This is a genomic window from Enterobacter sp. BIDMC93 (assembly GCF_001037805.1).
Taxonomy (GTDB): Bacteria; Pseudomonadota; Gammaproteobacteria; order Enterobacterales; family Enterobacteriaceae; genus Enterobacter; species Enterobacter hormaechei_C.
The window spans coordinates 1,406,076-1,430,774 of sequence record NZ_KQ089962.1 but is presented as its reverse complement, the minus strand read 5'-3'; the positions used below and the strand labels follow the sequence as shown (position 1 = coordinate 1,430,774).

Genomic DNA, 24,699 nt, shown 5'->3' with positions numbered 1-24,699 from the left:
CCTGGGCCTGATTATCGATTGTTTTGTGCGGAGCCCTGATTGCGTTTAGACGCATCCGGAACCAGGCGATAAAACGTTTCGCCCGGCTTAGTCATACTGAGTTCATTGCGTGCGCGTTCCTCAATCGCCTCCTGGCCGCCATTGAGGTCATCAATTTCAGCAAAAAGTTGATCGTTACGCGCTTTAAGTTTGGCGTTTGTAGCCTGCTGTGCCGCGACGTCATCGCTCACCCGGCTGTAGTCGTGCAGTCCGTTTTTGCCGAACCACAGCGAATATTGCAGCCAGACCAGCAAAGCCAGCAACAGCAGCGTTAGTTTACCCATCCTGCCCCCTGAAAAAACGGCATCATCATCCCATAACTTTCCGCTGGACTCTACTGCGGGGTTTTAATTATGCCGTAAGTTAGCCCATCAGCCATAAAAACAGCAGGCCAAAGATAACCACAACGGTGGCGATAGTGATGAACGTACTATACAGGAGCTTGCCGTTGAAAAGGGAGTGCAGCGCCACGCCCACAACCACCGCAACGGGCATCAGCGCCAGGAAGAAAGGCCAGGTGTAGAGGAAGAAAAAGAGGGTGTTACCACCATAGATCAAAAACGGGATACCCAGCGCCAGTAACCACGACGCGAAGCCGACTATCGCCCCAGGGAAGGACCAGGTCGTCTCGTCGTCGGTCGTTAACGGTTCCGACCCGGTGGTAATCATGTAGTTTTCACTGTTGCGCATAGCTAATCCTGTGACCGTGACTCATCGCTCGGGAAGACAGCTCCCGAACGATACCGTCTCAGGATCTGATAATATCGTCCCGTCTGAGCAGGTCTAATAATTGGCTTACTAAATTTGTTACCAATTGTTGGCCTTCCAGATGAATCTCAGGGGATTCAGGCGCTTCGTAAACCGAGTCAATGCCGGTGAAGTTTCGCAGCTCTCCCGCGCGGGCTTTTTTGTACAGCCCTTTTGGATCGCGCGCTTCGCAGATTGCCAGCGGCGTATCCACAAACACTTCAATAAAGCGATTCTGCCCCACACGCTCGCGCACCATCTGACGTTCGGCGCGGTGCGGTGAGATAAACGCCGTCAGCACCACCAGCCCGGCATCCGCCATCAGGCTGGCGACCTCTCCTACCCGACGAATGTTCTCTTTACGGTCTTCATCGCTGAACCCTAAATCGCTGCACAGGCCGTGACGCACGTTGTCGCCGTCCAGCAGGTAGGTGCTCACCCCTTGCTGATGCAGCGCCTCTTCCAGCGCGCCTGCCACCGTGGATTTACCGGAGCCAGACAGCCCGGTAAACCACAGCACAACCCCACGGTGACCGTGGAGCTGTTCGCGCTGGGCGACGGTGACCGGATGAGGATGCCAGACGACGTTCTCATCATGGGCAGCCATTACTTGCCTCCCAGCAGATCGCGTGCGCCCCAGTGCGGGAAGTGCTTACGCACCAGCGCGTTAAGCTCCAGCTCAAACGCGCTGAACTCAGAGGCCACGGCAGCCTGCGCGTTTGGCTCACGCACCATCCCGGCACCGACGGTGACGTTCGTCAGGCGGTCGATAAAGATCAGCCCGCCCGTCACCGGGTTCTGCTGATACGGATCCAGCACCAGCGGCTCGTCGAAGGTCAGGTCCACCAGACCGATGCCGTTCAGCGGCAGCTCGCTCACGTCACGGTGGGTCAGGTTGTTGATGTCCACCTGGAACTGAATGCCGTCCACGCGGGCGCGGGTTTTCTTGCCGGCGATTTTAATGTCATAGCTCTGGCCTGCGGTCAGCGGCTGTTCCGCCATCCACACCACGTCCACGGATGCGCCCTGCACCGCCGCCAGCGTTTCCTGCGCGTCGACCAGCAGGTCGCCGCGGCTGATATCAATTTCGTCTTTCAGTACCAGGGTTACCGCTTCACCTGCCCCGGCTTCGTCCAGATCGCCATCAAAGGTGACGATTCGGGCAATGGCCGATTCCACGCCGGACGGCAGCACCTTGACGCGCTGGCCCACCTTCACTGCGCCGGAGGCAATCGTGCCCGAGAAGCCGCGGAAATCGAGGTTCGGACGGTTCACGTACTGCACCGGGAAGCGCATCGGCTGGGTATCGACCACGCGCTGAATTTCAACGGTTTCCAGCACTTCCAGCAGCGTCGGGCCGCTGTACCACGGCATGTTCGCGCTCTGAGAGGCGACGTTATCCCCTTCCAGCGCCGACAGCGGCACAAAGCGAATATCGAGGTTGCCCGGCAGCTGTTCAGCAAAGGTCAGGTAGCTCTGGCGGATCTCGTCGAAACGCGCTTCGCTGTAGTCCACCAGATCCATTTTGTTCACCGCCACCACCAGATGCTTGATCCCCAGCAGCGTAGAGATAAAGCTGTGACGACGAGTCTGATCCAGCACGCCTTTACGGGCGTCGATCAGCAGGATCGCCAGGTCACAGGTGGACGCGCCGGTCGCCATGTTACGGGTGTACTGCTCGTGCCCCGGGGTGTCGGCGATAATAAATTTGCGCTTTTCGGTAGAGAAGTAGCGATAGGCGACATCAATGGTAATGCCCTGCTCGCGCTCCGCCTGCAAGCCGTCCACCAGCAGCGCCAGGTCGAGTTTTTCGCCCTGGGTGCCGTGGCGTTTACTGTCATTGTGCAGGGAAGAGAGCTGGTCTTCGTAGATCTGGCGCGTGTCATGCAGCAGACGACCAATCAGGGTACTTTTCCCGTCATCGACGCTGCCGCAGGTCAGGAAACGCAGCAGACTTTTGTACTGTTGGGCGTGCAGATAAGCTTCTACGCCGCCTTCATCGGCAATTTGTTGGGCAATAGTCGTATTCATGGCGGCTCCTTAGAAATAACCCTGACGTTTCTTCAGCTCCATGGAGCCTGCCTGGTCGCGGTCAATCACGCGGCCCTGTCGCTCACTGGTGGTCGACACCAGCATCTCCTCGATGATCTCCGGCAGCGTCTGCGCACTGGATTCCACCGCGCCGGTTAACGGCCAGCAGCCGAGGGTGCGGAAACGGACCATCTGTTTTTTGATCACTTCGCCCGGCTGTAAATCAATGCGATCGTCGTCGATCATCATCAGCATGCCGTCGCGCTCCAGCACCGGGCGTTCGGCCGCCAGATACAGCGGAACGATCTCAATATTTTCCAGATAGATGTACTGCCAGATATCCAGCTCGGTCCAGTTGGAGAGCGGGAAGACGCGAATGCTTTCGCCCTTGTTGATCTGGCCGTTGTAGTTGTGCCACAGCTCCGGACGCTGGTTTTTCGGGTCCCAGCGGTGGAAGCGGTCGCGGAAGGAGTAGATACGCTCTTTGGCGCGGGATTTCTCTTCGTCACGGCGCGCGCCGCCGAAGGCCGCATCAAAACCGTATTTATTCAGCGCCTGCTTCAGCCCTTCGGTTTTCATGATGTCGGTATGCTTGGCGCTGCCGTGCACGAACGGGTTGATGCCCATCGCCACCCCTTCCGGGTTTTTGTGCACCAGCAGCTCGCAGCCGTAGGCTTTGGCGGTACGGTCACGAAACTCGTACATCTCGCGGAATTTCCAGCCGGTATCCACGTGCAGCAGCGGGAACGGCAGCGTACCCGGATAAAACGCTTTACGCGCCAGGTGCAGCATGACGCTGGAATCTTTACCGATGGAGTACATCATCACCGGGTTAGAAAACTCGGCGGCCACTTCGCGGATAATGTGGATACTTTCCGCTTCGAGCTGCCGCAGGTGAGTAAGTCGTTTTTGGTCCATAACCGTTCCTTAAGCCAAATTTATAACAGAAGCGCCAAAGCCTTCTGTGTCGGTTGTGTGTTGGAACCAGGCGAGCGTGCTGTGCAGCTGCACCACTTCTCCCACCACGATCAGGGCGGGCATTGGGGCGTCTTTCGCCAGGGTTGCAAGGTCTTGTAAGGTGCCGATGGCGACATGCTGATCGACGCGTGTCCCGCGGGAGATCACCGCTACCGGCGTCGTCGCATCGCGACCGTGCTGAATAAGCTGTTCGCTGATGTCTGCCGCTTTCATCGTGCCCATATAAATCGCCAGCGTTTGTCGGCTCTGGGCGAGATGCGACCAGTCAAACGGCGTGCTGTCGGCTTTATAGTGCCCGGTCACAAAGGTCACGCTCTGAGCGTAATCGCGATGGGTCAGCGGAATACCGGCGTAGGCCGTAACGGCAGACGCCGCCGTAATGCCTGGGACCACCTGAAACGGAACGCCCGCTTCGGCTGCCGCCTGCAACTCCTCGCCACCACGACCGAAGATAAACGGGTCGCCCCCTTTCAGGCGCACCACGGTCTTGCCCGCTTTCGCAGCGGCAATCAGCATCTGGTTGGTGTCGTGCTGGGGCACGGAGTGCTCGCCGGCACGTTTGCCGACGCAAATTTGCTCCGCGTCACGGCGGATCAGCTCGCGAATACCGTCGGTGACCAGGTGGTCATAGAACACGACATCCGCATCCTGAAGAACCTGGAGGCCACGCAGCGTGAGCAGCCCGGCATCGCCCGGCCCGGCGCCCACCAGAATGATCTCCCCGCCCGTACTGCCGGGGTTATCCAGTTCGTCTTCGAGAATTTGTTGCGCCGCCGTCTCGTTACCGGCCTGCATCAGGCTGGCAAAGCGGCCGCGAAACACACGCTCCCAGAAGCGACGGCGTTCCGTCACGCTGGTCAGACGCGTTTTCAGGTGGTTGCGCCAGTAGCTGGCCTTCTCCGCCATGCGTCCGAGGCTGGTCGGCAGCAGCGCTTCGATTTTTTCCCGCAGCACGCGCGCCAGCACCGGGGCGGTGCCGCCGGAGGAGATCGCCACCAGCAACGGCGAGCGGTCGACAATCGACGGGAAGATAAATGAACATAACGGCTGGTCGTCTACCACGTTCACCAGACGGTGACGGGCCTGGGCTGCGTCGGAGATGCGGCGGTTGAGCGCCCGATCTTCGGTTGCCGCAATCACCAGCACCACGCTGTCGATCTGAGACTCTTCAAAATCCGCCTCTGCAACAATCTGCACCTGCGCCCCGGCGCGTTGCAGGAAGGCGATTTTGCGATCGGCAATTTCACCCGTCCCGACAACCAGTACCGGTCGGTCTTTTAAGGCAGCAAAAAGGGGGAGATAGTCCACAGGCAACAACTCACTAACAACCACGAATAAAGGGACTATAGGGGGCGGCTTAGATCGAATGAAATTACGAATTGGAATGAGTAGTTACTCAATGGAATAACGCCGTGGAAAAGCAAATATCAAAAAGTGCTTAACACGCGAAATTTCGGGCATTTAGGAGCAATTCAAATTGTGTCTACCCGATCACAGTTTCATACTATGCGGGTTAAAATTTTGCTCTGTTTTTAAGGACTCACTATGTTTTCCGCAATGCGCCACCGATTCGTTGCCCTGGCGCTCGGCGTTTGCTTTATCCTTCCGGCTCAGGCAAAAAATCAATCTTACGGTGAAATAGCCAGTATGCAGGCGCGGCATATTGCGACGGTCTTTCCGGGCCGTATGACCGGAACCCCAGCCGAGATGCTCTCAGCAGACTATATCCGTCAGCAATTTGCGGATATGGGCTATGAGAGCGACATTCGCGCTTTCCACAGCCGCTACATCTATACCACACGCAATAAAACGCAAAACTGGCATAACGTAACCGGCAGCACGGTCATTGCGGCGCACGAAGGAAAGGCGGCTGAGCAGATTATTATTATGGCGCACCTTGATACCTACACGCCGTTGAGCGACGCCGATGTCGATAATAACCTCGGCGGGCTGACGCTTCAGGGACTGGATGACAATGCGGCGGGTCTGGGCGTGATGCTTGAGCTGGCCGAACGCCTGAAGAATATTCCGACGAAATACAGCATTCGCTTTGTTGCGACCAGCGGCGAAGAAGAAGGAAAACTCGGCGCTGAGAATCTCCTTAAGCGCATGAGCGCTGAGGAGAAGAAAAATACGTTGCTGGTGATTAACCTCGATAATCTGATCGTGGGGGATAAGCTCTATTTTAATAGCGGACAGAGCACGCCGAGCAGCGTACGTAAACTCACCCGCGACCGCGCGCTGGCGCTTGCCCGCACGCATGGCGTCTATGCCGCGACAAATCCGGGCGGTAACCCGCAGTATCCTAAAGGCACAGGCTGCTGTAATGACGGTGAAGTGTTTGATAAGGCGGGCATTCCGGTGCTTTACGTCGAGGCGACAAACTGGGCGCTGGGCAAAAAAGATGGCTATCAGCAGCGCAGCAAATCGAAAGCCTTTCCGGACGGGACCAGCTGGCATGATGTGCGGCTGGATAATCAGCAGCACATTGATAAAGCGCTGCCGCAGCGGATTGAGCACCGCAGCCGGGATGTCGTGAAGGTGATGCTGCCGCTGGTGAAGGAGCTGGCGAAAGCGGGGAAAGCCTGATGTCGTTAAGCCCGGTGGCGGCTACGCCTTACCGGGCCTACGTTTCGTGCCGTTGTAGACCCGGTAAGGCGTAGCCGCCACCGGGCGAAAAAACATTACCCTTCGTGCAGCCCGCACTCGCGCTTCAGCCCAAAGAATCGCGTCTCTTCTTCCGCCATTCCCGGTTCCCATTTACGCGTGGTATGGGTGTCGCCTACCGACAGGTAGCCTTGATCCCACAGCGGATGGTACTTCAGCCCGTGCTTTTGCAGATACTGGTACACCGTGCGGTTATCCCAGTCGATGATCGGCAGCACTTTGAACACGCCGCGCTGCACCGCCAGCACCGGCAGCGTTGCCCGGCTCCCGGACTGCTCGCGGCGCAGGCCCGCGAACCAGGTCTGAGCGTTCAACTCTTTCAGCGCCCGGTTCATCGGCTCGACCTTGTTGATCTCATTGTATTTCTCAATGCCCTCAACGCCCTGTTCCCACAGCTTGCCGTAGCGCGCCTCCTGCCAGGCCGCGCTTTCCGTCGCGCGGTAAACTTTGAGGTTAAGCTTGAGCTTGTCCGTCAGCTCGTCAATAAACTGGTAGGTCTCCGGGAACAGATAGCCGGTATCGGTGAGGATCACCGGAATGTCCGGGCGGATCCGATTCACCAGGTGCAGGCTGACCGCCGCCTGGATGCCAAAGCTTGACGACAGCACATAGTCACCCGGCAGGTTTTCCAGCGCCCACGCCACGCGCCCTTCGGCGTCGAGTTTTTCCAGCTGGGCGTTGGTTTCTGCCAGGGCCAGAATGCGTTCGACTTTTGGCAGGTCATTAAGGGCGTTAAGATCGAGTACGGACATAAGAACCTCGTTTGCCTGTTTTGCCGGGCGGCACTGCGTTTGCCCGGCCTACAAAACCCGTAGGCCCGGTAAGCGAAGCGCCACCGGGCAAAGGATGCGTTACTCCCAGAAATCCCTGGCGGGATCGAGCACCGGGCGAATGATGCCCGCACGCACCGTAAAGTCGCCGAAGCCTTCACCCGCTTCGCGCTCTTTCGCCCAGCGCCCGACAAGCTCGTCGATGGAATCAAGAATTTCCGGTTCCGTAATATTTTCACGGTACATACGCGGAATGCGCGTCCCCATACGGTTGCCGCCAAGGTGCACGTTGTAACGACCCGGCGCTTTGCCCACCAGACCCAGCTCGGCCAGCATCGCGCGACCGCAGCCGTTCGGGCAGCCGGTGACGCGCATAACAATATGCTCGTCCGGAATACCGTGTTTTTCCAGAATCGCTTCCACTTTATCAGTGAAGGACGGCAGGAAACGTTCCGCTTCGGCCATCGCCAGCGGGCAGGTCGGGAACGACACGCAGGCCATCGAGTTTTCACGCTGCGGTTTAACCGCATTCATCAACCCATGATCGCGCGCCAGCTTCTCGATCTTCGCCTTCTGGCTTTCCGGCACGCCGGCAATAATCAGGTTCTGGTTGGCGGTAATGCGGAACTCGCCTTTATGGATCTTAGCAATTTCCAGCAGACCGGTTTTCAGCGGGCGGCCCGGATAATCCAGAATACGACCGTTTTCAATAAACAGCGTCAGGTGCCATTTATTATCGATACCTTTCACCCAGCCAATGCGATCGCCGCGACCGGTGAATTCGTAAGGGCGGATCGGCTCAAACTTGATCCCCGCGCGACGCTCCACTTCTTCTTTGAACGTCTCGACGCCTACACGCTCCAGGGTGTATTTGGTTTTCGCGTTTTTACGGTCGGTACGGTTGCCCCAGTCGCGCTGGGTAGTAACCACCGCCTCAGCCACGGCCAGCGTGTGCTCCAGCGGCAGGAAGCCGAACTCGCTCGCGGTGCGGGCGTAGGTTTTCTTGTTCCCATGCTCGATGGACAAACCGCCGCCCACCAGCAGGTTAAAGCCGACCAGCTTGCCATTTTCGGCAATCGCCACGAAGTTCATGTCGTTGGCGTGCAGGTCGATATCGTTCTGCGGCGGGATAACCACCGTGGTCTTGAATTTGCGCGGCAGGTAGGTCTGACCGAGGATCGGCTCTTCGTCCGTGGTCGCGACTTTCTCCTGATCGAGCCAGATCTCCGCATAGGCACGCGTGCGTGGCAGCAGGTGCTCGGAGATCTTCTTCGCCCACTCGTACGCTTCGGCGTGCAGCTCGGACTCATACGGGTTCGAGGTGCAAAGCACGTTACGGTTCATGTCGTTGGCGGTCGCCAGCGCGTCCAGCCCCACGGAGTGCAGCATCTGGTGCACCGGCTTGACGTTTTTCTTCAGAATGCCGTGGAACTGGAAGGTCTGACGGTTAGTCAGACGGATGCTGCCGTAAATCGTGTTTTCACCGGCAAACTTGTCGATCGCCTGCCACTGTTTGGTGGTGATGATGCCACCCGGCAGGCGGCAGCGCAGCAGCATCGCATGACGCGGCTCCAGCTTCTGTTCGGCACGTTCGGCGCGGATATCGCGGTCGTCCTGCTGGTACATACCGTGGAAACGGATCAGCAGGAAGTTGTCGCCTTTGAAACCGCCGGTCAGGCCGTCATTTAAATCTTCGGCAATGGTACCGCGCAGGTAGTTGCTCTCTACCTTCATGCGCTCGGCATCAGACAGTTTGCCTTCGACCACCAGTGGGCCAGGATGTTTTTCGCTCATTAGTAGACATCTCGCTGATAACGGCGCTCTACGCGCAGCTCACTTAAAAATTCATCCGCCGTTTCGGCATCCATACCGCCGAATTCGGCAATCACTTCCAGCAGTGCCTGCTCAACGTCTTTCGCCATGCGATTGGCGTCGCCGCAGACATAAATGTGGGCGCCGTCATTGATCCAGCGCCACAGCTCTGCGCCCTGTTCGCGCAGTTTGTCTTGTACGTATACTTTTTCTTTCTGATCGCGGGACCAGGCCAGATCGATGCGGGTCAGCACGCCCTCTTTGACGTAGCGCTGCCATTCAACCTGGTAGAGGAAATCTTCAGTAAAATGCGGGTTGCCGAAGAACAGCCAGTTTTTACCCGGCGCCTCGTCCGCTGCACGCTGCTGCATAAAGGCGCGGAACGGTGCGATGCCGGTGCCCGGGCCAATCATGATCACCGGCGTTTCCGGGTTCGCCGGCAGGCGGAAGTTGTCGTTGTGTTCGATAAAGACGCGCACCTCGCCCTCTTCTTCCACGCGGTCGGCCAGGAAGCCCGACGCCCCGCCCGCCCGCGCGCGGCCTTCGATGTCGTAACGCACCACGCCAACGGTGATGTGGACTTCGTTTTCCACTTCCGCCTGTGAAGAGGCGATGGAGTAAAGACGCGGCGTCAGCGGACGCAGCAGGCCGATCAGCGCGTCGGCATCCAGCTGTGCCGGGGAGAAACGCACCATGTCGACAATCGGCGTCGTCGCGGCGTAATGCTGTAACTTCGTCTTGTCCCCCACCAGCGGCAGAAGGGACTCGCTGCGCGTTAAGGTGGCGAAGTTTTCAACGATGTTGGCGGTGTTCACCGTCAGCTCGAAATGCCACTGAAGCGCCTCAGAGAGCGGTAAGGTTTTACCTTCCACCTGGACCGGCTCCGTGCCTTTCAGCCACAGCAGCTCGACCAGCTCTTTCACCAGCGCCGGATCGTTCTGATACCAGACGCCCAGCGCATCGCCAGGCTGATAACGCAGGCCGGAGTCACCGAGATCGATTTCGATATGGCGCACGTCTTTTTCCGAATCACGGCCCGTGATTTTCTGGTTTACCGACAGGCTCGCCGTCAGCGGCGCCTCTTTCGTGTAAGGGCTGGTGTGGATTTCGTTGACGGTGCCCGCTGCGGTAACGGCGGCTTGCGCTGGCGTCTCTTTCGGGACGCGGGCCTTCAGCACCTCAACGATGCGCGTCCGCCATTCGGCGGCGGCGGCCTGGTATTCGACATCAGCGTCTACGCGATCCAGCAGGCGCTCTGCACCCAGCTCCGCCAGCTTGCTGTCGAAGTCTTTACCGGACTGGCAGAAAAATTCATAGGACGTATCACCGAGGCCGAAGACGGCAAAGGCGGTGCCCTCCAGCCTGGGCGCTTTTTTCGAGAACAGGAACTTATGCAGCGCGACGGCTTCTTCCGCAGGCTCACCTTCCCCCTGCGTTGAGGCCACCACCACCAGCAGTTTTTCTGACGCGATCTGTTTGAATTTATAATCCCCGGCGTTGACCAGGTTGACGTTCAGCTTCGCGGCGAGCAGGTCATCACGCAGCGCTTCGGCCACACGACGGGCATTACCCGTTTGCGAAGCGGAGATAAGCGTGATGGCAGGAATTTCAACGGCCGTTGGCGGGACGCCAGCCACAGCACCCGGCTGCTGATTGAGCATTCCCCAGAAATAGCCGGAGACCCAGGCGAGCTGGGTGGGTGAAAAATCGGAAGTCGCGGCCTGTAGGCGCGCCAGTTGCTCCGGGTTAAGGGGAAGCAAATTTGAAGGTGGGGCCTGTGTTGTCATGCGTCGTTATGTTCCAGTAGCAAAGCGGACTTTAAGCGAATAAATCCAAACTGAAGATAAGGTTAACGGCGGGGATAATAACAATTAAAGAAGGGATGGAAATAATAAATAACCAAATGGACTAACCTGTTTTAGTTATCGTTCTTAACGATAAAAGCGATTAAATAACTATTTGAAATAAAACAATAAAGGCCGATAAACACCATGAATACGAGGCGGTGACCATTCAGAGCCGTTTTAGTTAATGATAAAAATTGTGCTTTCCGGTACTATGCGGCGGTTTTTTCCGCATTCCTGAGAGCTATGATGTCCACCACACTGTTTAAAGATTTCACCTTCGAAGCCGCACACCACCTTCCACACGTTCCTGCCGGGCACAAATGTGGCCGCCTGCATGGACACTCGTTTATGGTGCGTCTTGAAATCACCGGTGAAGTCGATCCCCATACGGGCTGGATCATGGACTTTGCCGAACTGAAGGCTGCGTTTAAGCCGACCTACGATCGTCTCGATCACTACTATCTGAATGATATTCCGGGCCTTGAAAACCCGACCAGCGAAGTGCTGGCGAAATGGATTTGGGATCAGATGAAACCGCTGGTCCCGCTGCTGAGCGCAGTGATGATCAAAGAGACCTGCACGGCAGGCTGCGTCTACCGCGGGGAGTGAATCTCCTCCGTTGCGGCCTCACGAGGCACGAGCGGCGTAAACTCGTAGAGCACCAGCGCATTACTCTCCAGTGATTCACTCAGTTGCCAGCCGTCATAAAGGCGTTCATCGCGTACGGAAAGCGTTGGACGCGCTTTATGCGCTATCCAGCGCCACATCTCTTCATCAGGGCCGCTTTCGCTGCCAACCCCTTCAAGTAACGGATAGAGCGCGCCGTTGTGCTGATCAAACAGATGACATTTAATTCGCCATTTACCGCGCATTCCCTTCAGGTGTAAATGATACTGCTGGCGAAAACGCTGGATGAATGCTTCTTCACTGGAAAGGAGCGGATTAAAAACCACCACATTACGCAGCAACAGCTGATAACCATTGCGATGGCGCGTAAGCAGGACACGCTTATCATTGACCAGCACCTCGCCCCGCAGACGTTGCCAGAGCCAGAGTACCCAATAAACCGGACGCGGCAGACCATGGTTATACTGTAGCGCCAGGCTTGAGGTATCGATGGTGTTGTTCGCACGAGCTTCTCCCTGAAGGCCAGAATTGAGCCAGAATCCCGCCAGCCAGACCTGCTCCGAAAGCCCGAGCAGGTTCTGCATCAGCAGCGCCCCACGAAAAAACCAGCCGTTTGTCGCCCGCGTGTTGCCGGTGAGGGTATTCCAGGAGAGAAGCCAGACGGGAAGCGAACATTTACGCAGGCGAAGGGCGGCGAGGATCTGGCGGACCTTCAGTATCGGATAATTTTCCGTTGAGGAGAGAGGGGTTGCCTCCAGCTGCGCGGGATCGAGAAGCTCATTGGCATCGGCCGAACAGGCAAGAAAATCGGCCTGCATCAGGATGGCTGAACTGAACAGGGTATCGTCGCTTACGCCCGCGCTGACGGGGGCAAATCGGTGCCATAAACCAAACTTTGCCTGCGGAAGATAAGTTCGTATTGCCTTTTGCTGGGCCAGCCAGACCTGCTCCCGGGTCTCCTCACTCGCCTGTGTTGACCAGTGCATGACGAAGTGCCAGCCCGCGGTGATCTCTGGCGAAAAATGATTAACCGACTGTTGTAAAAAACGGGTAAGAAGATCGCGACGGGTCGTTACGCCGGTGTGCAGTAGCACCGTCCACTGCTTTTTTGCCAGCCAGGTGAAGAGCTGATGCAGATTGTACCAGCAGGCGTAGCCCGCCATCTGGGGGTCATCCCACCCGGTGGCAAACAGACGACTGCTGAGAAAAGGTTCGGCGATATCAATCCCCTCAATGGGAATGGCCTCATTTATCGCCTCCAGATTTTGTCGAACGTCCTCACGCAGCAAATCGTCGAGCTCACGCAGGGTAATGACCACCCGCATACGGCGCAGCGAGGCAGAAAGAGGATTAAGCTGCTCAAGATCCAGGCTCTGCTCCTGCTGCGGATGAACGATGAGCGGCGAGGCTCCCCAACCGCGCGCCACCGGTTCATTGAGCAGGCTAAACAGCTTGTCCACGGCGACCGGATAGCGCTGCTCACGCCTGTCCGTCCGAATACGTGCCGCCTCCGGGTGCTGGCGCCGGGCCTTACGAAACTCACCCGGAGACATATTGTGAACACGCCTGAACCGATCGCTCATCATACGCGTGCTGGCGAAACCCTGCTCAAGCGCAATCTGATGCAGCGGTCGGTTCGTCAGCCGGAGAGCGTCGGCCGCCTTTTCCAGCCGCAGGTGGGTGATGTACTGCATGAAACTGATCCCCACCTCCTTGCGAAAGAGACGAGAGAGCCAGGCTTCAGAGACATATTCACTCGCGGCGATTTCCGCAAGCGTAATACGGCGGGAATAACTGGCATTGATCCGCTCTATCACCCGGGCGATGCGTTTGCTGTGCGCTGAGGAAAGTTCCCGGGACAGCATACGAGCGGGCTGTTGAAAGCGGCTGGTCAGCAACAGCAATATCTCGCTCAGCCAGCGGTACGCCTCCAGCCGGTAGCGGTGCGGGTCGTTGATGAGGGTGACCACAAGAAGCTGGCGCAGCAGATCGCGAAGCGCATCGCATTGGGGCCAGACGCCTCCGGCTTCTGCCGGTACAGCATAATCATGGGCAAAAAAATCATTGCAGAGCTGGACGACCCAGCGCCCGGAAAGGGTTACGCGCAGGGTGACATTTGCCGTTTCGCTCGTGAACTGCCAGCGCCGATGACGGTTGATGATAGCAAGGGTATTGGCCTCCAGGATGTCATGTCCCACTTCGGTGTTCAGCTCTGCCCGCCCTTCCAGCACCCAGAGCAACGTTAGCGTATCGCCTTCATCCTCCACGCAGTGGCGAATGTCCTGAATCTCTATCCAAAACTCATCTCCCCATTGCGCCATCTTACCCCTCACCAAAGACAAAAAATGACCTGATCTTTTTTGTCATAACTGAATTGTATGAAAAACAATCAAAATAAAGCCGTCGCTTTACAACAAAAAAATGCATTTTCAGGCGGGACGATCGTCATAGACTCGAAATTATCATCGTTTGGCAGAAAAAGGATAACAAAAATGACACATCCAATTATCGAAGCTCTGCGTGGCAACGAAGCCCGGTTCACTGAATTACGTCACTATTTTCATCAGCATCCTGAAATTGGTTTTGAGGAGCACAACACGAGCGATCGCGTTGCAGCTCTGCTTCAGGAATGGGGATATGAGGTTCATCGCGGCCTGGCGAAAACCGGTGTGGTCGGCACACTGAAGGTGGGTAACGGGCATAAACGCCTGGGCCTGCGCGCCGATATGGATGCGCTGCCAATGCAGGAAAACAACGGCAAGGCGTGGAGCAGTACCGTTGAGGGTAAATTCCACGGCTGCGGTCATGACGGCCACACCACAACGCTCCTGTATGCAGCGGAGTACCTGGCACGCACCCGTAATTTTAACGGCACGCTGCACCTTATTTTTCAGCCCGCGGAAGAACTTCTGTATGGCGGACGCGTTATGGTAGAGGACGGTTTGTTTGACCTGTTCCCCTGCGACCACATCTTTGGTCTGCACAATATGCCGTCACAGCCCCTCGGAAAAATTGGTCTGCGCGATGGCGCCATGATGGCCTCTTCCGACACCCTTCATATTGAGGTTAACGGCGTGGGTGGTCACGGCGCGGTGCCAGAACATACCGTTGACGCCACCCTGGTTGCCTGTCATATCACTATCGCGTTGCAGTCCATTGTTTCGCGCAACATTACCCCCTTCCAGCCAGCCGTCGTTACCGTAGGCAGCATTCAGGCCGGGCACGCCCCTAACATTATCAACGACAAAGTGTTGATGAAACTTACCGTACGCACGCTGGATGAACGCGTGCGGCAAACCGTGCTACAGCGTATCCATGATATCGCCGTTGCACAGGCGGAAAGTTTCAATGCGACGGCCACCATTCGACACATTAACGGCAGCCCGGTGCTGAAAAACAATCCGCAAGCCAACGAGATGGTGCGCAGCGTCGCCACCGATCTGTTCGGTCAGGATGCCGTCGCGGAGGTCAATGCGTTTATGGGCAGCGAGGACTTTGCTTTCATGCTCGAGAAAAATCCCAATGGATGCTATTTCACGCTTGGCGCCGGGGATGAGCCTGACCGCTGCATGGTACATAACCCGGGCTACGACTTTAACGACAACATTCTCCTCACCGGCGCGGCGCTGTGGGCCGCACTGACCGAACACTATCTGCGCTGATTCGCACCTTCCCGGGAGGGCTGCACTATGAGTACCGTTTCCCTGACAGGCGCATCCGCCTACGCCGGTAACGATCGGCTGCTGGCGGGTATCGTCATGAGCGTTCTGACATTCTGGCTGTTTGCCCAGTCGGTTATCAACGTGGTTCCGGCCATGCAGAATAGCCTCGATATTGCCCTCGAAACCCTTACGCTGGCCGTCAGCCTGAGCGCGTTGTTCAGCGGCTGTTTTGTCGTCGCCTGCGGTGGGTTTGCCGATAAGTTTGGGCGCATGCGCCTGACCATGATTGGCCTGATCCTGAGCATGATCGGGAGTGGTCTGCTGTTCATTTCATGGGAGCCCGTCCTGTTTCTGTTGGGACGAGCGATACAGGGGCTATCAGCGGCCTGCATTATGCCCGCCACGCTGGCGCTGATTAAAACCTGGTATGAAGGTAAAGCACGCCAGCGCGCAATCAGTTTCTGGGTTATCGGTTCATGGGGCGGGAGTGGCCTGAGCTCGTTTGTGGGAGGCGCCATCGCCACCACGCTGGGCTGGCGCTGGATTTTTATTCTGTCGATGGTGGTGGCTCTGGTCGCGCTATTGCTTATCCGCGCCACGCCGGAAAGCCGCAGCCCTGATGCGTGTCGACACAAACTGGATATCAGCGGCCTGGTGAGTTTTGTCCTTATGCTGGTGCTGTTCAATCTGTTTATCAGCAAAGGACACAGCTGGGGCTGGAGCAGCAGTTTATCGCTTCTTGTACTGTGTGGAGCCGTGATTGCACTGATGTGCTTTATCGTTACCGGGCGGCGGAAAGGCGATGCGGCGCTGATCGATTTCGCCCTGTTTAAAAACCGGGCCTATAGCGCCTCGGTATTCTCAAATTTCCTGCTCAACGGCTGCATTGGCACCATGATGATCGCCAGCATCTGGTTGCAGCAAGGCCATCATCTGTCACCGCTACAGACAGGCATGATGACGCTGGGGTATCTGGTTACCGTACTGGCGATGATCCGGGTGGGTGAAAAACTGCTTCAGCGCTATGGCGCCAGGCTGCCGATGATGACCGGCCCGCTGCTGACCGCAACAGGTATTTCGCTGATTTCATGCACCTTCTTAAGCAAAGAGGTCTACATTGTTACCGTTTTTCTGAGCAATATTTTATTCGGGCTGGGGCTCGGATGTTACGCCACGCCCTCAACGGACACGGCGGTAATGAATGCCCCTGAAAACAAAGTGGGGGTGGCTTCTGGGATCTATAAGATGGGCAGTTCCCTGGGCGGCGCAATGGGTATCGCGGTCACCGCATCGCTGTACGCGCTATGGCTGCCGATGGGAACGGCCAGTGCCGCGCAGTATGCCTTGCTTTTCAACAGTGCGATTTGCCTTGGGTCGGCAGTCGTGACCTGGGCTTTACTGCCAACAACAAAAGCCCCGCGTTAAGCGGGGCCACAAAAGTATCAGGCAATGTTCAGATATTTGTGCGTCTGCATCGACAGCCGCCAGTTGCGGGCGATACAGGTTTCAATGCACAGACGGGTCGCATCGTCTTTCTGGCTGATAGGCTGTAGCGCGATCACGCGCTGCTTTTCGTCCGTCAGCGTCGCCAGCAGTTCATCCAGCGCTTCGATGTCACGCACGCGCCCCACCGGATGTTTGATCTCATCAGCACGCTCAAGCGCCTGCGACAGTACGTCATACCCGCCGCGCATATTCACTTTTGGTGAAACCGTAACCCACGTTGAATGGGAGCAGCGCACTTCATGGGTGCCGCTGGTTTCGATCTGACAGCTATAGCCGTTCTTCTCGAGCAGTTCGGTGAGCGGCATCAGATCGTGAATGCAGGGTTCCCCGCCGGTGATCACCACATGCCGCGCCGTCCAGCCCTGACGACTAATAATGGCAAGCAGATCTTCCGCGCTGCCCGCGCCCCATTTATCGCTCTCTTTGGTTTTCGCCAGAATGCTGAACAGCGACACTTCCCGATCTGCGAGCTTATCCCACGTATGTTTGGTATCACACCAGGCGCAGCCAACCGGGCATCCCTGTAAACGAATAAAGATAGCGGGAACGCCGGTAAAGTAACCCTCGCCTTGCAGGGTCTGGAACATCTCGTTAATCGGGTACTGCATAGTCAACTCTGTTAAGGGGATAAACGATAAGTATCGCAGATCCCCGTCAGATGATCATGCTCCATCGGTGCTTTGCGCGCCAATTGCCGCCATAAACCGTTCCGTAATTTGCTGTGGTCGGGTGATCGCCCCGCCGACGACAACCGTGTGCGCCCCCAGCGTCAGACACCTGGCCGCGCGTTCAGGCGTATCCACGTTACCTTCAGCAATCACGGGGATCGTGACGGCAGACAGCACCTCTTTCAAAAACGCGCAGTCATTTTCCGGTAGCGAATGGCCCGCAGTCTCCGCCGTATAACCGTAAAGGGTGGTTCCGACGCAATCAAACCCCAGCGCCTGCGCGGTCACGGCCTCCTGCACGGTGGCAATATCCGCCATCAGCAGCAGCGAAGGGTAACGGGTGCGGATCTGCGCGATCAGCTTGTCCAGCGATCCGCCACCGGGCCGTTTCCGGGCGGTCGCATCCAGCGCAACGATCTCCGGGCCGACCGCCATCAACTCATCCACTTCTTTGAGCGTTGCGGTGATGAACACCTCGCTGTCCGGATAGTCTCGTTTGATGATGCCGATTACCGGCAGTGAGACCAGCCCTTTGATAGCCTCAATATCCACCACGCTATTGGCGCGGATCGCAGCGGCACCGCCCTGGGCCGCCGCCAGCGCCATTCGCGACATAATAAACGGGCTGTGCAGCGGTTCGTTTTCCAGCGCCTGGCAGGAGACGACCAGTTTTCCTTTCAGGTTATCCAGTACAGTTTTCATTACGATAAGATCTCTTCTACTTCGTTTTTGATAATGGTGACGTGCGGTCCATAGATGACCTGGACACCGTTGCCGCGGACGATTACGCCGCGGGCGCCGGTCGCTTTCAGTGCAGATTCATTGACTTTGCTACCGTCTTTCACCGTGACGCGAAGGCGCGTGGCGCAGCAGTCAACGTCATCCAGATTGTCTTTTCCTCCCAGCCCGGCGATCACCGCCGCGGCGCGCTCGCTTTGCGGCAGGGTAGCCTCGTCAGCCAACGCCTCCTTTTCACGGCCCGGCGTGGCAAAATCAAAACGTTTGATCAGATAGCGGAAGGTACAGTAGTAAAGGAAGAACCACGGTACGCCCACCAGCGGGACGAACATCCAGTTAGTTTTCGCTTCCCCCTGCAAAATGCCGAACAGCACGAAATCAATAAACCCGCCGGAGAATGTTTGTCCGATGGTGATGTGCAGCATGTGCGCGAGCATGAACGCCAGCCCGTCAAACAGCGCATGAATGACGTACAGCACCGGGGCAATAAACAGGAATGAGAACTCTATGGGCTCGGTAATTCCCGTCAGGAATGAGGTTAACGCCGCAGAGAGCAGCAGCCCGGCAACCCGCTTTTTGTTCTCCGGCCTGGCCGTGTGGTACATCGCAAGGCAGGCGCCGAGCAGACCAAACATCATGGTAATAAAGCGCCCGGACATGAAGCGCGACGTGCCCTCATAGAAATGCTGCGTGTTCGGGTCGGCGAGCTGGGCGAAGAAGATCCGCTGCGTGCCCTCAACCAGGTGACCGTTAACAATTTCACTGCCGCCAAGCGCGGTGGTCCAGAACGGAAGATAGAAGATGTGGTGCAAACCAAACGGGCCAAGCATGCGCAGGATGAAGCCGTACAGCAACGTCCCCAGATAGCCGGTGGCATCCACCAGCCCGCCGAGGCCAAAGATCAGCTTCTGAAAATTCGGCCAGACCACGGTCATCAGCGCGCCGACGAGTATCGCCGCCAGTGAGCTGATAATGGGAACGAAGCGTGAGCCGCCAAAAAAGCCCAGGAATTGCGGAAGCGCGATTTTATTAAACCGATGATGCAGTGCGCAGGTCACCAGCCCAATAACTACCCCGCCAAACACGCCCGTTTCAAGCGTCTGAATACCCAGCGTCATGCCCTGCCCTACGGCGCCCGGGTTCTCATGCGCCAGTTTTCCGGTCAGGATCAGCAGCGCATTGATAGTGGCATTCATCACCAGATAAGCGAGTAACGCCGCCAGCCCTGCCGTGCCTTTATCATTTTTTGCCAGCCCAACGGCGACCCCAACAGCAAACAGTACCGACAGGTTTGCAAACACAATCGAGCCTGCGCTGCTCATGATGGTAAAGATGGCCTGTAGCCAGCCAACGTCTAAAAATGGATACGCGGTAAGCGTATTCGGATTCGATAGCGCCCCGCCGATCCCCAGCAACAGACCTGCTGCGGGCAGTATGGCGATGGGTAACATAAAGGATTTGCCGAAGCGCTGCGCTTTTTCAAACCATCCGCCGGAAGACGCTCCGCTGAACATTTGCATCATTTTTTTATCCCCCCTGGTTATTGATGAAAATTTTTACCATATATATTTTTAATTGTGAAAATTACCACCAAAAACCAGGACACCGATCATACTTTTTCGAAATGACTGGCATCTCTCCCCCGCTTTCCGCCACACTAGTTGGCAGAGAAACGCATTAAGGATCTAGCATGTCGGACCATGAAAACCTGCTGCTGAAGCTACGCCAGGAGGCTTCCGGGTACAGCCCAACGCAACAAAAACTGGGGGAGTTTGTCCTCAACGATCCTGCCAGGGTGCTCTACCTGACGATCACCGAGCTGGCGCGTGAAAGCGGCACCAGCGAGGCCAGCGTCACACGCCTTTGCCGCACGCTGGGCTGTAAGGGATATAACGAATTTAAAATGGCGCTTGCGCTGGATATTCAGCAGGGTTTGCCGGAGCGTCAGGCAGGAGATGCAATAGATAACGTGGTGGATGAGTCTGTCCAGGCGCTGCAAGATACCGCAAAACTCCTCGACCGGGCCCAGCTTGAACAGGCGACACTGGCCCTGCATCAGGCGCAGTCAGTGCAAATTTACGGAGTGGCGGCCAGCGCGATTCTGGGGGAGTATTTGCATTACAAGCTGCTGCGACTCGGCAAACCTGCACAGCTGTTTAGCGATATGCATCGCGCCGCCATGAATGCGACGACGCTCTCGAAAGAGACGCTGGTGGTGGCCATCTCAAGTTCCGGCTCTACACGGGATCTGCTTCACGTGGTGAAACTCGCCCGCAAGAGGGGCGTTAAGGTACTGGCACTCAGCAATACGCCTCGCAGCCCGCTGGCCTCCCTGAGCGATTTACAGCTGGTTGCAGCCAAACCCGAGGGACCGCTGAGCGCGGGTGCGCTCAACGCCAAGGTTGGCGTGATGCTACTGGTTGAACTGCTAACCACTTCCCTTATTGCAGTAGACAGCCATTACGGTGACGTTAGCCAGCAAACGGCAAGCGCCACGTTGCCGCTTCTGCTATAGAAAACAAAAAACCCGCCGAAGCGGGTTTTTTCATAAGAACGAAGGTTCAGGCTTATGCCTGGCCTTTGATCTCTTTACGACCGTTGTAAGGTGCTTTTTCGCCCAGCGCTTCTTCGATACGAATCAGCTGGTTGTATTTAGCAACACGGTCAGAACGGCTCATAGAACCGGTTTTGATCTGGCCAGCAGCGGTACCAACAGCCAGGTCAGCGATGGTAGCGTCTTCAGTTTCGCCAGAACGGTGAGAGATAACCGCGGTGTAGCCAGCGTCTTTCGCCATTTTGATCGCAGCCAGCGTTTCGGTCAGAGAACCGATCTGGTTGAATTTGATCAGGATGGAGTTAACGATGCCTTTCTCGATGCCTTCTTTCAGGATCTTGGTGTTGGTTACGAACAGATCGTCACCAACCAGCTGGATTTTGTCGCCCAGTACTTTGGTCTGGTATGCGAAACCATCCCAGTCAGACTCGTCCAGACCGTCTTCGATAGAAACGATTGGGTACTGTTTGGTCAGGTCTTCCAGGAAGTGGGTGAACTCTTCAGAGGTGAACGCTTTGTTGCCTTCGCCGGCCAGAACGTATTTACCGTCTTTGTAGAATTCAGATGCTGCGCAGTCCATCGCCAGGGTGATGTCTTTGCCCAGCTCGTAGCCTGCTGCTTTAACTGCTTCAGCGATAACAGCCAGTGCTTCTGCGTTAGAACCCAGGTTTGGCGCGTAGCCGCCTTCGTCACCAACAGCCGTGTTCATGCCTTTAGCTTTCAGAACTTTAGCCAGGTTGTGGAACACTTCAGAACCCATACGTACCGCTTCTTTCAGGGTTTTCGCGCCAACTGGCTGAATCATGAATTCCTGAATATCAACGTTGTTGTCTGCGTGCTCACCACCGTTGATGATGTTCATCATTGGTACAGGCATGGAGTATTTGCCTGGGGTGCCGTTCAGTTCAGCGATGTGCTCGAACAGTGGCATGCCTTTAGCTGCCGCTGCCGCTTTGGCGTTCGCCAGGGAAACGGCCAGGATTGCGTTCGCACCGAAGTTAGATTTGTTTTCAGTACCGTCCAGATCGATCATGATCTTGTCGATGCCAGCCTGATCTTTAGCATCTTTGCCAACGATAGCCTGAGCAATAGGACCGTTAACAGCGCCAACCGCTTTCAGTACGCCTTTGCCCATGAAACGGGATTTGTCGCCATCACGCAGTTCCAGCGCTTCGCGGGAACCTGTAGAAGCACCTGATGGAGCCGCTGCCATACCGACGAAACCACCTTCCAGATGAACTTCAGCTTCAACGGTCGGGTTACCACGGGAGTCGATGATTTCACGACCGATGACTTTAACGATTTTGGACATTAGATTTTCCTCAGTACAAGTTAAACTAAAACTCCAGACAAACAACGCGTACCAAAGGTACGCGTTGCCGTTCTAACTTTTTTTACTTCGCCTGACGCTTCTGGTACTCGCTGGCGGCTTTCACGAAGCCTGCAAACAGCGGATGCCCGTCACGCGGCGTAGAAGTAAATTCCGGGTGGAATTGGCAGGCCACGAACCACGGATGGTTAGGCACTTCGATGATCTCGACTAACTGATCATCCCCGGAACGGCCCGCAACACGCAGACCCGCAGCTTCAATTTGTTTCAACAACATGTTGTTGACTTCATAGCGGTGACGATGGCGCTCGGTGATGACCGGCTCGCCGTACAGCTTGCGTACCACGCTATCGTCGGACAGCTGGCAGGCCTGTGCGCCAAGACGCATGGTGCCACCCAGATCGCTCTTCTCGGTACGGACTTCGACGTTACCGTCTTCGTCGCGCCATTCCGTAATCAGCGCCACAACAGGGTACTTACAGTCTGGCACAAATTCCGTAGAGTTCGCGTTTTCCATTCCCGCTACGTTGCGCGCAAATTCAATCAGCGCAACCTGCATACCCAGGCAGATACCGAGGTATGGAATATTGTTTTCACGCGCATAGCGTGCAGTGGCGATCTTGCCTTCAACACCACGGTAGCCGAAGCCGCCAGGGATGAGGATAGCATCCAGATCTTTAAGAATTTCAACGCCGCGCGTCTCCACATCCTGTGAATCAATCAGCTTGATGTTCACAGAGACGCGATTCTTCAGACCACCGTGTTTCAGCGCTTCGATAACTGACTTATAGGCATCTGGCAGTTCGATGTACTTGCCGACCATACCGATAGTCACTTCGCCGCCCGGATTGGCTTCTTCGTAAATCACCTGCTCCCATTCAGACAGGTTAGCTTCCGGACAGTTCAAGCTGAATCGTTTACAAATATAATCGTCCAGACCCTGTGATTTCAACAGGCCCGGGATTTTATAAATGGAATCGACATCTTTCATTGAAATAACGGCTTTTTCAGGCACGTTACAGAACAATGCAATTTTCGCGCGTTCGTTTGCCGGAATCGCGCGATCGGAACGGCAAACCAGGATGTCAGGCTGAATACCGATGGAGAGCAGCTCTTTAACAGAGTGCTGAGTCGGTTTGGTTTTCACTTCACCTGCCGCCGCCATGTAAGGCACCAGCGTCAGGTGCATGAACAGCGCGTGCTCACGACCAATATCTACCGCCAGCTGACGAATCGCTTCGAGGAACGGCAGGGATTCGATATCCCCTACGGTACCGCCGATTTCAACCAGCACAACGTCATGCCCTTCGCCACCGGCAAGGACACGCTCTTTAATGGCGTTAGTGATGTGTGGGATGACCTGCACGGTCGCGCCCAGGTAGTCACCACGGCGCTCTTTACGCAGAACGTCAGAGTAGATACGGCCAGTCGTAAAGTTGTTACGACGGGTCATTTTGGTACGGATGAAACGCTCGTAGTGGCCAAGATCCAGATCGGTTTCAGCGCCGTCTTCAGTAACGAACACTTCCCCGTGTTGGGTTGGGCTCATGGTGCCAGGATCGACGTTGATGTACGGATCCAGTTTCATCATGGTCACATTGAGGCCACGGGCTTCAAGAATGGCTGCGAGGGAGGCTGCGGCAATGCCTTTACCCAGAGAGGATACGACCCCGCCGGTCACAAAAATATAGTTCGTTGTCATGCTGAACCTGAGAAGTTAGGGTGAAACGATGGAATAACCAGGACGGGAAAGTAGTATACCCGAACACGACGAGCGCCACAAACTTTCATTCTCCGTCTCCACTCCAGGCCATGACAAACATAAGGAGTGAGAAAATAGCCCCTTTTGGGTAAATTTTTTTGACGCAAATCAAGCGCTTGTCATTTAAAAAATCACACAAATTGCGCTTGATCGCAAAATCTCGTTAGAGATCATGTTCCTGGCGTTTTACTTCATGCCAGACTTCTTCCATCGCGTCGAGGTCAATCCCGCTCATTTCCAGACCGCGCGAGGCCACAATCCGCTCAACTTCGCGAAAGCGTCGCTCGAATTTAATGTTCGCTTTTTGCAGGGCGGTTTCCGCTTTTACACCGAGGTGGCGCGAAAGGTTGACGGTCGCAAACAGCAGATCGCCCATCTCCTCTTCCAGCTTTGCTTCATCCACAACGGCCTGCTGCGCTTCATGCATCACTTCGTCGATCTCTTCGTGCACTTTTTCCAGCACCGGGCCGAGAGAGTTCCAGTCAAACCCTACCGCCGAGCAGCGCTTTTGAATTTTGTGCGCGCGCATCAGCGCGGGAAGGTTCAGGGGAATGTCGTCCAGCGTCGAGTGCTGGGATTTTTCAGCGCGTTCGGCGCTTTTTATCTGCTCCCAGCGCGCCAGCACTTCCGCACTGTTGCCTGCGGAGGCATCGCCAAAAATATGCGGATGACGACGCTCCAGCTTGTCGCTGATAGCGGCGCAGATATCGTCAAAGTTAAAGCGCCCCTCTTCCTGCGCCATCTGCGCGTAGAACACAACCTGGAACAGCAGGTCGCCCAGCTCACCGCGCAGGTCGTCGAAATCTTCGCGCGAAATCGCGTCCAGCACTTCGTAGGTCTCTTCCAGCGTGTAAGGCGCAATGGTGGCGAAAGTCTGCTCTTTATCCCACGGGCAGCCGTTTTCCGGATCGCGCAGGCGTTTCATGATGCCAAGCAGGCGGTCGATTTGAGTCATAACAGA

Annotated in this window: 21 protein-coding genes; 5 read left to right on the top strand and 16 right to left on the bottom strand. The window is 56.2% G+C overall.

Annotated features, from left to right (window positions below; all coding sequences use genetic code 11):
• Positions 1-11 precede the first annotated feature (11 nt).
• From ftsB to cysG, 6 genes are all read right to left on the bottom strand, one after another.
• Positions 12-323, bottom strand: a complete 312-nt coding sequence (ftsB, locus tag SK58_RS06745; protein ID WP_003862095.1) for a cell division protein FtsB — start codon at positions 321-323, stop codon at positions 12-14.
• 79 nt (positions 324-402) lie between these two features.
• A complete protein-coding gene (locus SK58_RS06740; RefSeq protein WP_032649313.1) occupies positions 403-729 on the bottom strand; it encodes a DUF3561 family protein in 327 nt (108 codons plus the stop codon).
• 58 nt (positions 730-787) lie between these two features.
• On the bottom strand, positions 788-1,393 hold the full coding sequence (cysC, locus tag SK58_RS06735) for an adenylyl-sulfate kinase (protein WP_015571713.1): 606 nt from the start codon (positions 1,391-1,393) through the stop codon (positions 788-790).
• Positions 1,393-2,817, bottom strand: coding sequence for a sulfate adenylyltransferase subunit CysN (gene cysN / locus SK58_RS06730; RefSeq protein ID WP_047738387.1), 1,425 nt, complete (start codon positions 2,815-2,817; stop codon positions 1,393-1,395). Before cysN ends, cysC begins: the two co-directional genes overlap by 1 nt.
• A gap of 9 nt (positions 2,818-2,826) precedes the next feature.
• Entirely contained in the window at positions 2,827-3,735 is a 909-nt protein-coding gene (cysD, locus tag SK58_RS06725) for a sulfate adenylyltransferase subunit CysD (protein WP_006811770.1), read from the bottom strand.
• Positions 3,736-3,744: 9 nt separating this feature from the next.
• On the bottom strand, positions 3,745-5,103 hold the full coding sequence (gene cysG, locus SK58_RS06720) for a siroheme synthase CysG (RefSeq protein ID WP_023304331.1): 1,359 nt from the start codon (positions 5,101-5,103) through the stop codon (positions 3,745-3,747).
• A 237-nt stretch (positions 5,104-5,340) separates the two neighbouring features.
• Here cysG and SK58_RS06715 point away from each other — a divergent pair, with 237 nt between their 5' ends.
• Entirely contained in the window at positions 5,341-6,384 is a 1,044-nt protein-coding gene (locus SK58_RS06715) for an aminopeptidase (protein ID WP_015571715.1), read from the top strand.
• A 95-nt stretch (positions 6,385-6,479) separates the two neighbouring features.
• Here the strand turns inward: SK58_RS06715 and cysH are convergent, their stop codons facing one another.
• From cysH to cysJ, 3 genes are all read right to left on the bottom strand, one after another.
• Positions 6,480-7,214, bottom strand: a complete 735-nt coding sequence (gene cysH, locus SK58_RS06710; protein ID WP_017382820.1) for a phosphoadenosine phosphosulfate reductase — start codon at positions 7,212-7,214, stop codon at positions 6,480-6,482.
• Positions 7,215-7,313: 99 nt separating this feature from the next.
• Positions 7,314-9,026 carry an assimilatory sulfite reductase (NADPH) hemoprotein subunit gene (gene cysI / locus SK58_RS06705; protein WP_015571717.1) on the bottom strand — a complete coding sequence of 571 codons (1,713 nt, stop codon included), beginning with the start codon at positions 9,024-9,026 and terminating at the stop codon, positions 7,314-7,316.
• The gene (gene cysJ, locus SK58_RS06700; RefSeq protein WP_032654820.1) at positions 9,026-10,831 is read right to left on the bottom strand and encodes an NADPH-dependent assimilatory sulfite reductase flavoprotein subunit; all 1,806 of its coding nucleotides are present in this window, start codon (positions 10,829-10,831) and stop codon (positions 9,026-9,028) included. The genes cysI and cysJ overlap by 1 nt, the downstream gene beginning before the upstream one ends.
• A 303-nt stretch (positions 10,832-11,134) precedes the next feature.
• On the opposite strand from cysJ, the gene queD reads away from it, so the two are divergent.
• On the top strand, positions 11,135-11,500 hold the full coding sequence (queD, locus tag SK58_RS06695; RefSeq protein WP_006811776.1) for a 6-carboxytetrahydropterin synthase QueD: 366 nt from the start codon (positions 11,135-11,137) through the stop codon (positions 11,498-11,500).
• Here the strand turns inward: queD and SK58_RS06690 are convergent.
• Entirely contained in the window at positions 11,485-13,839 is a 2,355-nt protein-coding gene (locus SK58_RS06690; RefSeq protein ID WP_040118041.1) for a helix-turn-helix domain-containing protein, read from the bottom strand. The two genes, queD and SK58_RS06690, sit on opposite strands and share 16 nt — an antisense overlap.
• 171 nt (positions 13,840-14,010) lie before the next feature.
• On the opposite strand from SK58_RS06690, the gene SK58_RS06685 reads away from it, so the two are divergent.
• Both SK58_RS06685 and SK58_RS06680 read left to right on the top strand, forming a co-directional pair.
• The gene (locus SK58_RS06685) at positions 14,011-15,180 is read left to right on the top strand and encodes a M20 aminoacylase family protein (RefSeq protein ID WP_015571720.1); all 1,170 of its coding nucleotides are present in this window, start codon (positions 14,011-14,013) and stop codon (positions 15,178-15,180) included.
• Positions 15,181-15,207: 27 nt separating this feature from the next.
• Positions 15,208-16,605 carry an MFS transporter gene (locus SK58_RS06680; RefSeq protein ID WP_017382823.1) on the top strand — a complete coding sequence of 466 codons (1,398 nt, stop codon included), beginning with the start codon at positions 15,208-15,210 and terminating at the stop codon, positions 16,603-16,605.
• Positions 16,606-16,622: 17 nt separating this feature from the next.
• On the opposite strand, the gene queE is transcribed toward SK58_RS06680, so the two are convergent.
• The 3 genes from queE to SK58_RS06665 are packed head-to-tail and all read right to left on the bottom strand — an operon-like array spanning position 16,623 to position 19,615.
• A complete protein-coding gene (gene queE / locus SK58_RS06675; RefSeq protein WP_015571722.1) occupies positions 16,623-17,294 on the bottom strand; it encodes a 7-carboxy-7-deazaguanine synthase QueE in 672 nt (223 codons plus the stop codon).
• 54 nt (positions 17,295-17,348) lie between these two features.
• Positions 17,349-18,056 (bottom strand): N-acetylmannosamine-6-phosphate 2-epimerase, encoded by a 708-nt coding sequence (locus tag SK58_RS06670; RefSeq protein ID WP_048219562.1) that lies wholly within the window; start codon positions 18,054-18,056, stop codon positions 17,349-17,351.
• Positions 18,056-19,615, bottom strand: coding sequence for a maltose/glucose-specific PTS transporter subunit IIC (locus tag SK58_RS06665; RefSeq protein WP_015571724.1), 1,560 nt, complete (start codon positions 19,613-19,615; stop codon positions 18,056-18,058). The genes SK58_RS06670 and SK58_RS06665 overlap by 1 nt, the downstream gene beginning before the upstream one ends.
• 167 nt (positions 19,616-19,782) lie before the next feature.
• Between SK58_RS06665 and SK58_RS06660 the strand changes: the two genes are divergently transcribed.
• On the top strand, positions 19,783-20,607 hold the full coding sequence (locus tag SK58_RS06660; RefSeq protein ID WP_015571725.1) for a MurR/RpiR family transcriptional regulator: 825 nt from the start codon (positions 19,783-19,785) through the stop codon (positions 20,605-20,607).
• 52 nt (positions 20,608-20,659) lie between these two features.
• Here SK58_RS06660 and eno read toward each other — a convergent pair whose 3' ends face one another.
• The 3 genes from eno to mazG form a co-directional block, all read right to left on the bottom strand.
• On the bottom strand, positions 20,660-21,958 hold the full coding sequence (gene eno, locus SK58_RS06655; RefSeq protein ID WP_006811784.1) for a phosphopyruvate hydratase: 1,299 nt from the start codon (positions 21,956-21,958) through the stop codon (positions 20,660-20,662).
• A gap of 82 nt (positions 21,959-22,040) precedes the next feature.
• Positions 22,041-23,678: a glutamine hydrolyzing CTP synthase gene (gene pyrG / locus SK58_RS06650; RefSeq protein WP_003862718.1), complete on the bottom strand. Its 1,638-nt coding sequence runs from the start codon at positions 23,676-23,678 to the stop codon at positions 22,041-22,043.
• Positions 23,679-23,901: 223 nt separating this feature from the next.
• Positions 23,902-24,693: a nucleoside triphosphate pyrophosphohydrolase gene (gene mazG, locus SK58_RS06645; protein WP_048219560.1), complete on the bottom strand. Its 792-nt coding sequence runs from the start codon at positions 24,691-24,693 to the stop codon at positions 23,902-23,904.
• Between the last annotated feature and the right edge of the window lie 6 nt (positions 24,694-24,699).

Bases quoted from the DNA above. Each gene is read 5' to 3' on its own strand.
- ftsB (WP_003862095.1), bottom strand. From the start codon at position 323: ATGGGTAAACTAACGCTGCTGTTGCTGGCTTTGCTGGTCTGGCTGCAA.
- SK58_RS06740 (WP_032649313.1), bottom strand. From the start codon at position 729: ATGCGCAACAGTGAAAACTACATGATTACCACCGGGTCGGAACCGTTA.
- cysC (WP_015571713.1), bottom strand. From the start codon at position 1,393: ATGGCTGCCCATGATGAGAACGTCGTCTGGCATCCTCATCCGGTCACC.
- cysN (WP_047738387.1), bottom strand. From the start codon at position 2,817: ATGAATACGACTATTGCCCAACAAATTGCCGATGAAGGCGGCGTAGAA.
- cysD (WP_006811770.1), bottom strand. From the start codon at position 3,735: ATGGACCAAAAACGACTTACTCACCTGCGGCAGCTCGAAGCGGAAAGT.
- SK58_RS06715 (WP_015571715.1), top strand. From the start codon at position 5,341: ATGTTTTCCGCAATGCGCCACCGATTCGTTGCCCTGGCGCTCGGCGTT.
- cysH (WP_017382820.1), bottom strand. From the start codon at position 7,214: ATGTCCGTACTCGATCTTAACGCCCTTAATGACCTGCCAAAAGTCGAA.
- cysI (WP_015571717.1), bottom strand. From the start codon at position 9,026: ATGAGCGAAAAACATCCTGGCCCACTGGTGGTCGAAGGCAAACTGTCT.
- cysJ (WP_032654820.1), bottom strand. From the start codon at position 10,831: ATGACAACACAGGCCCCACCTTCAAATTTGCTTCCCCTTAACCCGGAG.
- queD (WP_006811776.1), top strand. From the start codon at position 11,135: ATGATGTCCACCACACTGTTTAAAGATTTCACCTTCGAAGCCGCACAC.
- SK58_RS06690 (WP_040118041.1), bottom strand. From the start codon at position 13,839: ATGGCGCAATGGGGAGATGAGTTTTGGATAGAGATTCAGGACATTCGC.
- SK58_RS06685 (WP_015571720.1), top strand. From the start codon at position 14,011: ATGACACATCCAATTATCGAAGCTCTGCGTGGCAACGAAGCCCGGTTC.
- SK58_RS06680 (WP_017382823.1), top strand. From the start codon at position 15,208: ATGAGTACCGTTTCCCTGACAGGCGCATCCGCCTACGCCGGTAACGAT.
- queE (WP_015571722.1), bottom strand. From the start codon at position 17,294: ATGCAGTACCCGATTAACGAGATGTTCCAGACCCTGCAAGGCGAGGGT.
- SK58_RS06670 (WP_048219562.1), bottom strand. From the start codon at position 18,056: ATGAAAACTGTACTGGATAACCTGAAAGGAAAACTGGTCGTCTCCTGC.
- SK58_RS06665 (WP_015571724.1), bottom strand. From the start codon at position 19,615: ATGATGCAAATGTTCAGCGGAGCGTCTTCCGGCGGATGGTTTGAAAAA.
- SK58_RS06660 (WP_015571725.1), top strand. From the start codon at position 19,783: ATGTCGGACCATGAAAACCTGCTGCTGAAGCTACGCCAGGAGGCTTCC.
- eno (WP_006811784.1), bottom strand. From the start codon at position 21,958: ATGTCCAAAATCGTTAAAGTCATCGGTCGTGAAATCATCGACTCCCGT.
- pyrG (WP_003862718.1), bottom strand. From the start codon at position 23,678: ATGACAACGAACTATATTTTTGTGACCGGCGGGGTCGTATCCTCTCTG.
- mazG (WP_048219560.1), bottom strand. From the start codon at position 24,693: ATGACTCAAATCGACCGCCTGCTTGGCATCATGAAACGCCTGCGCGAT.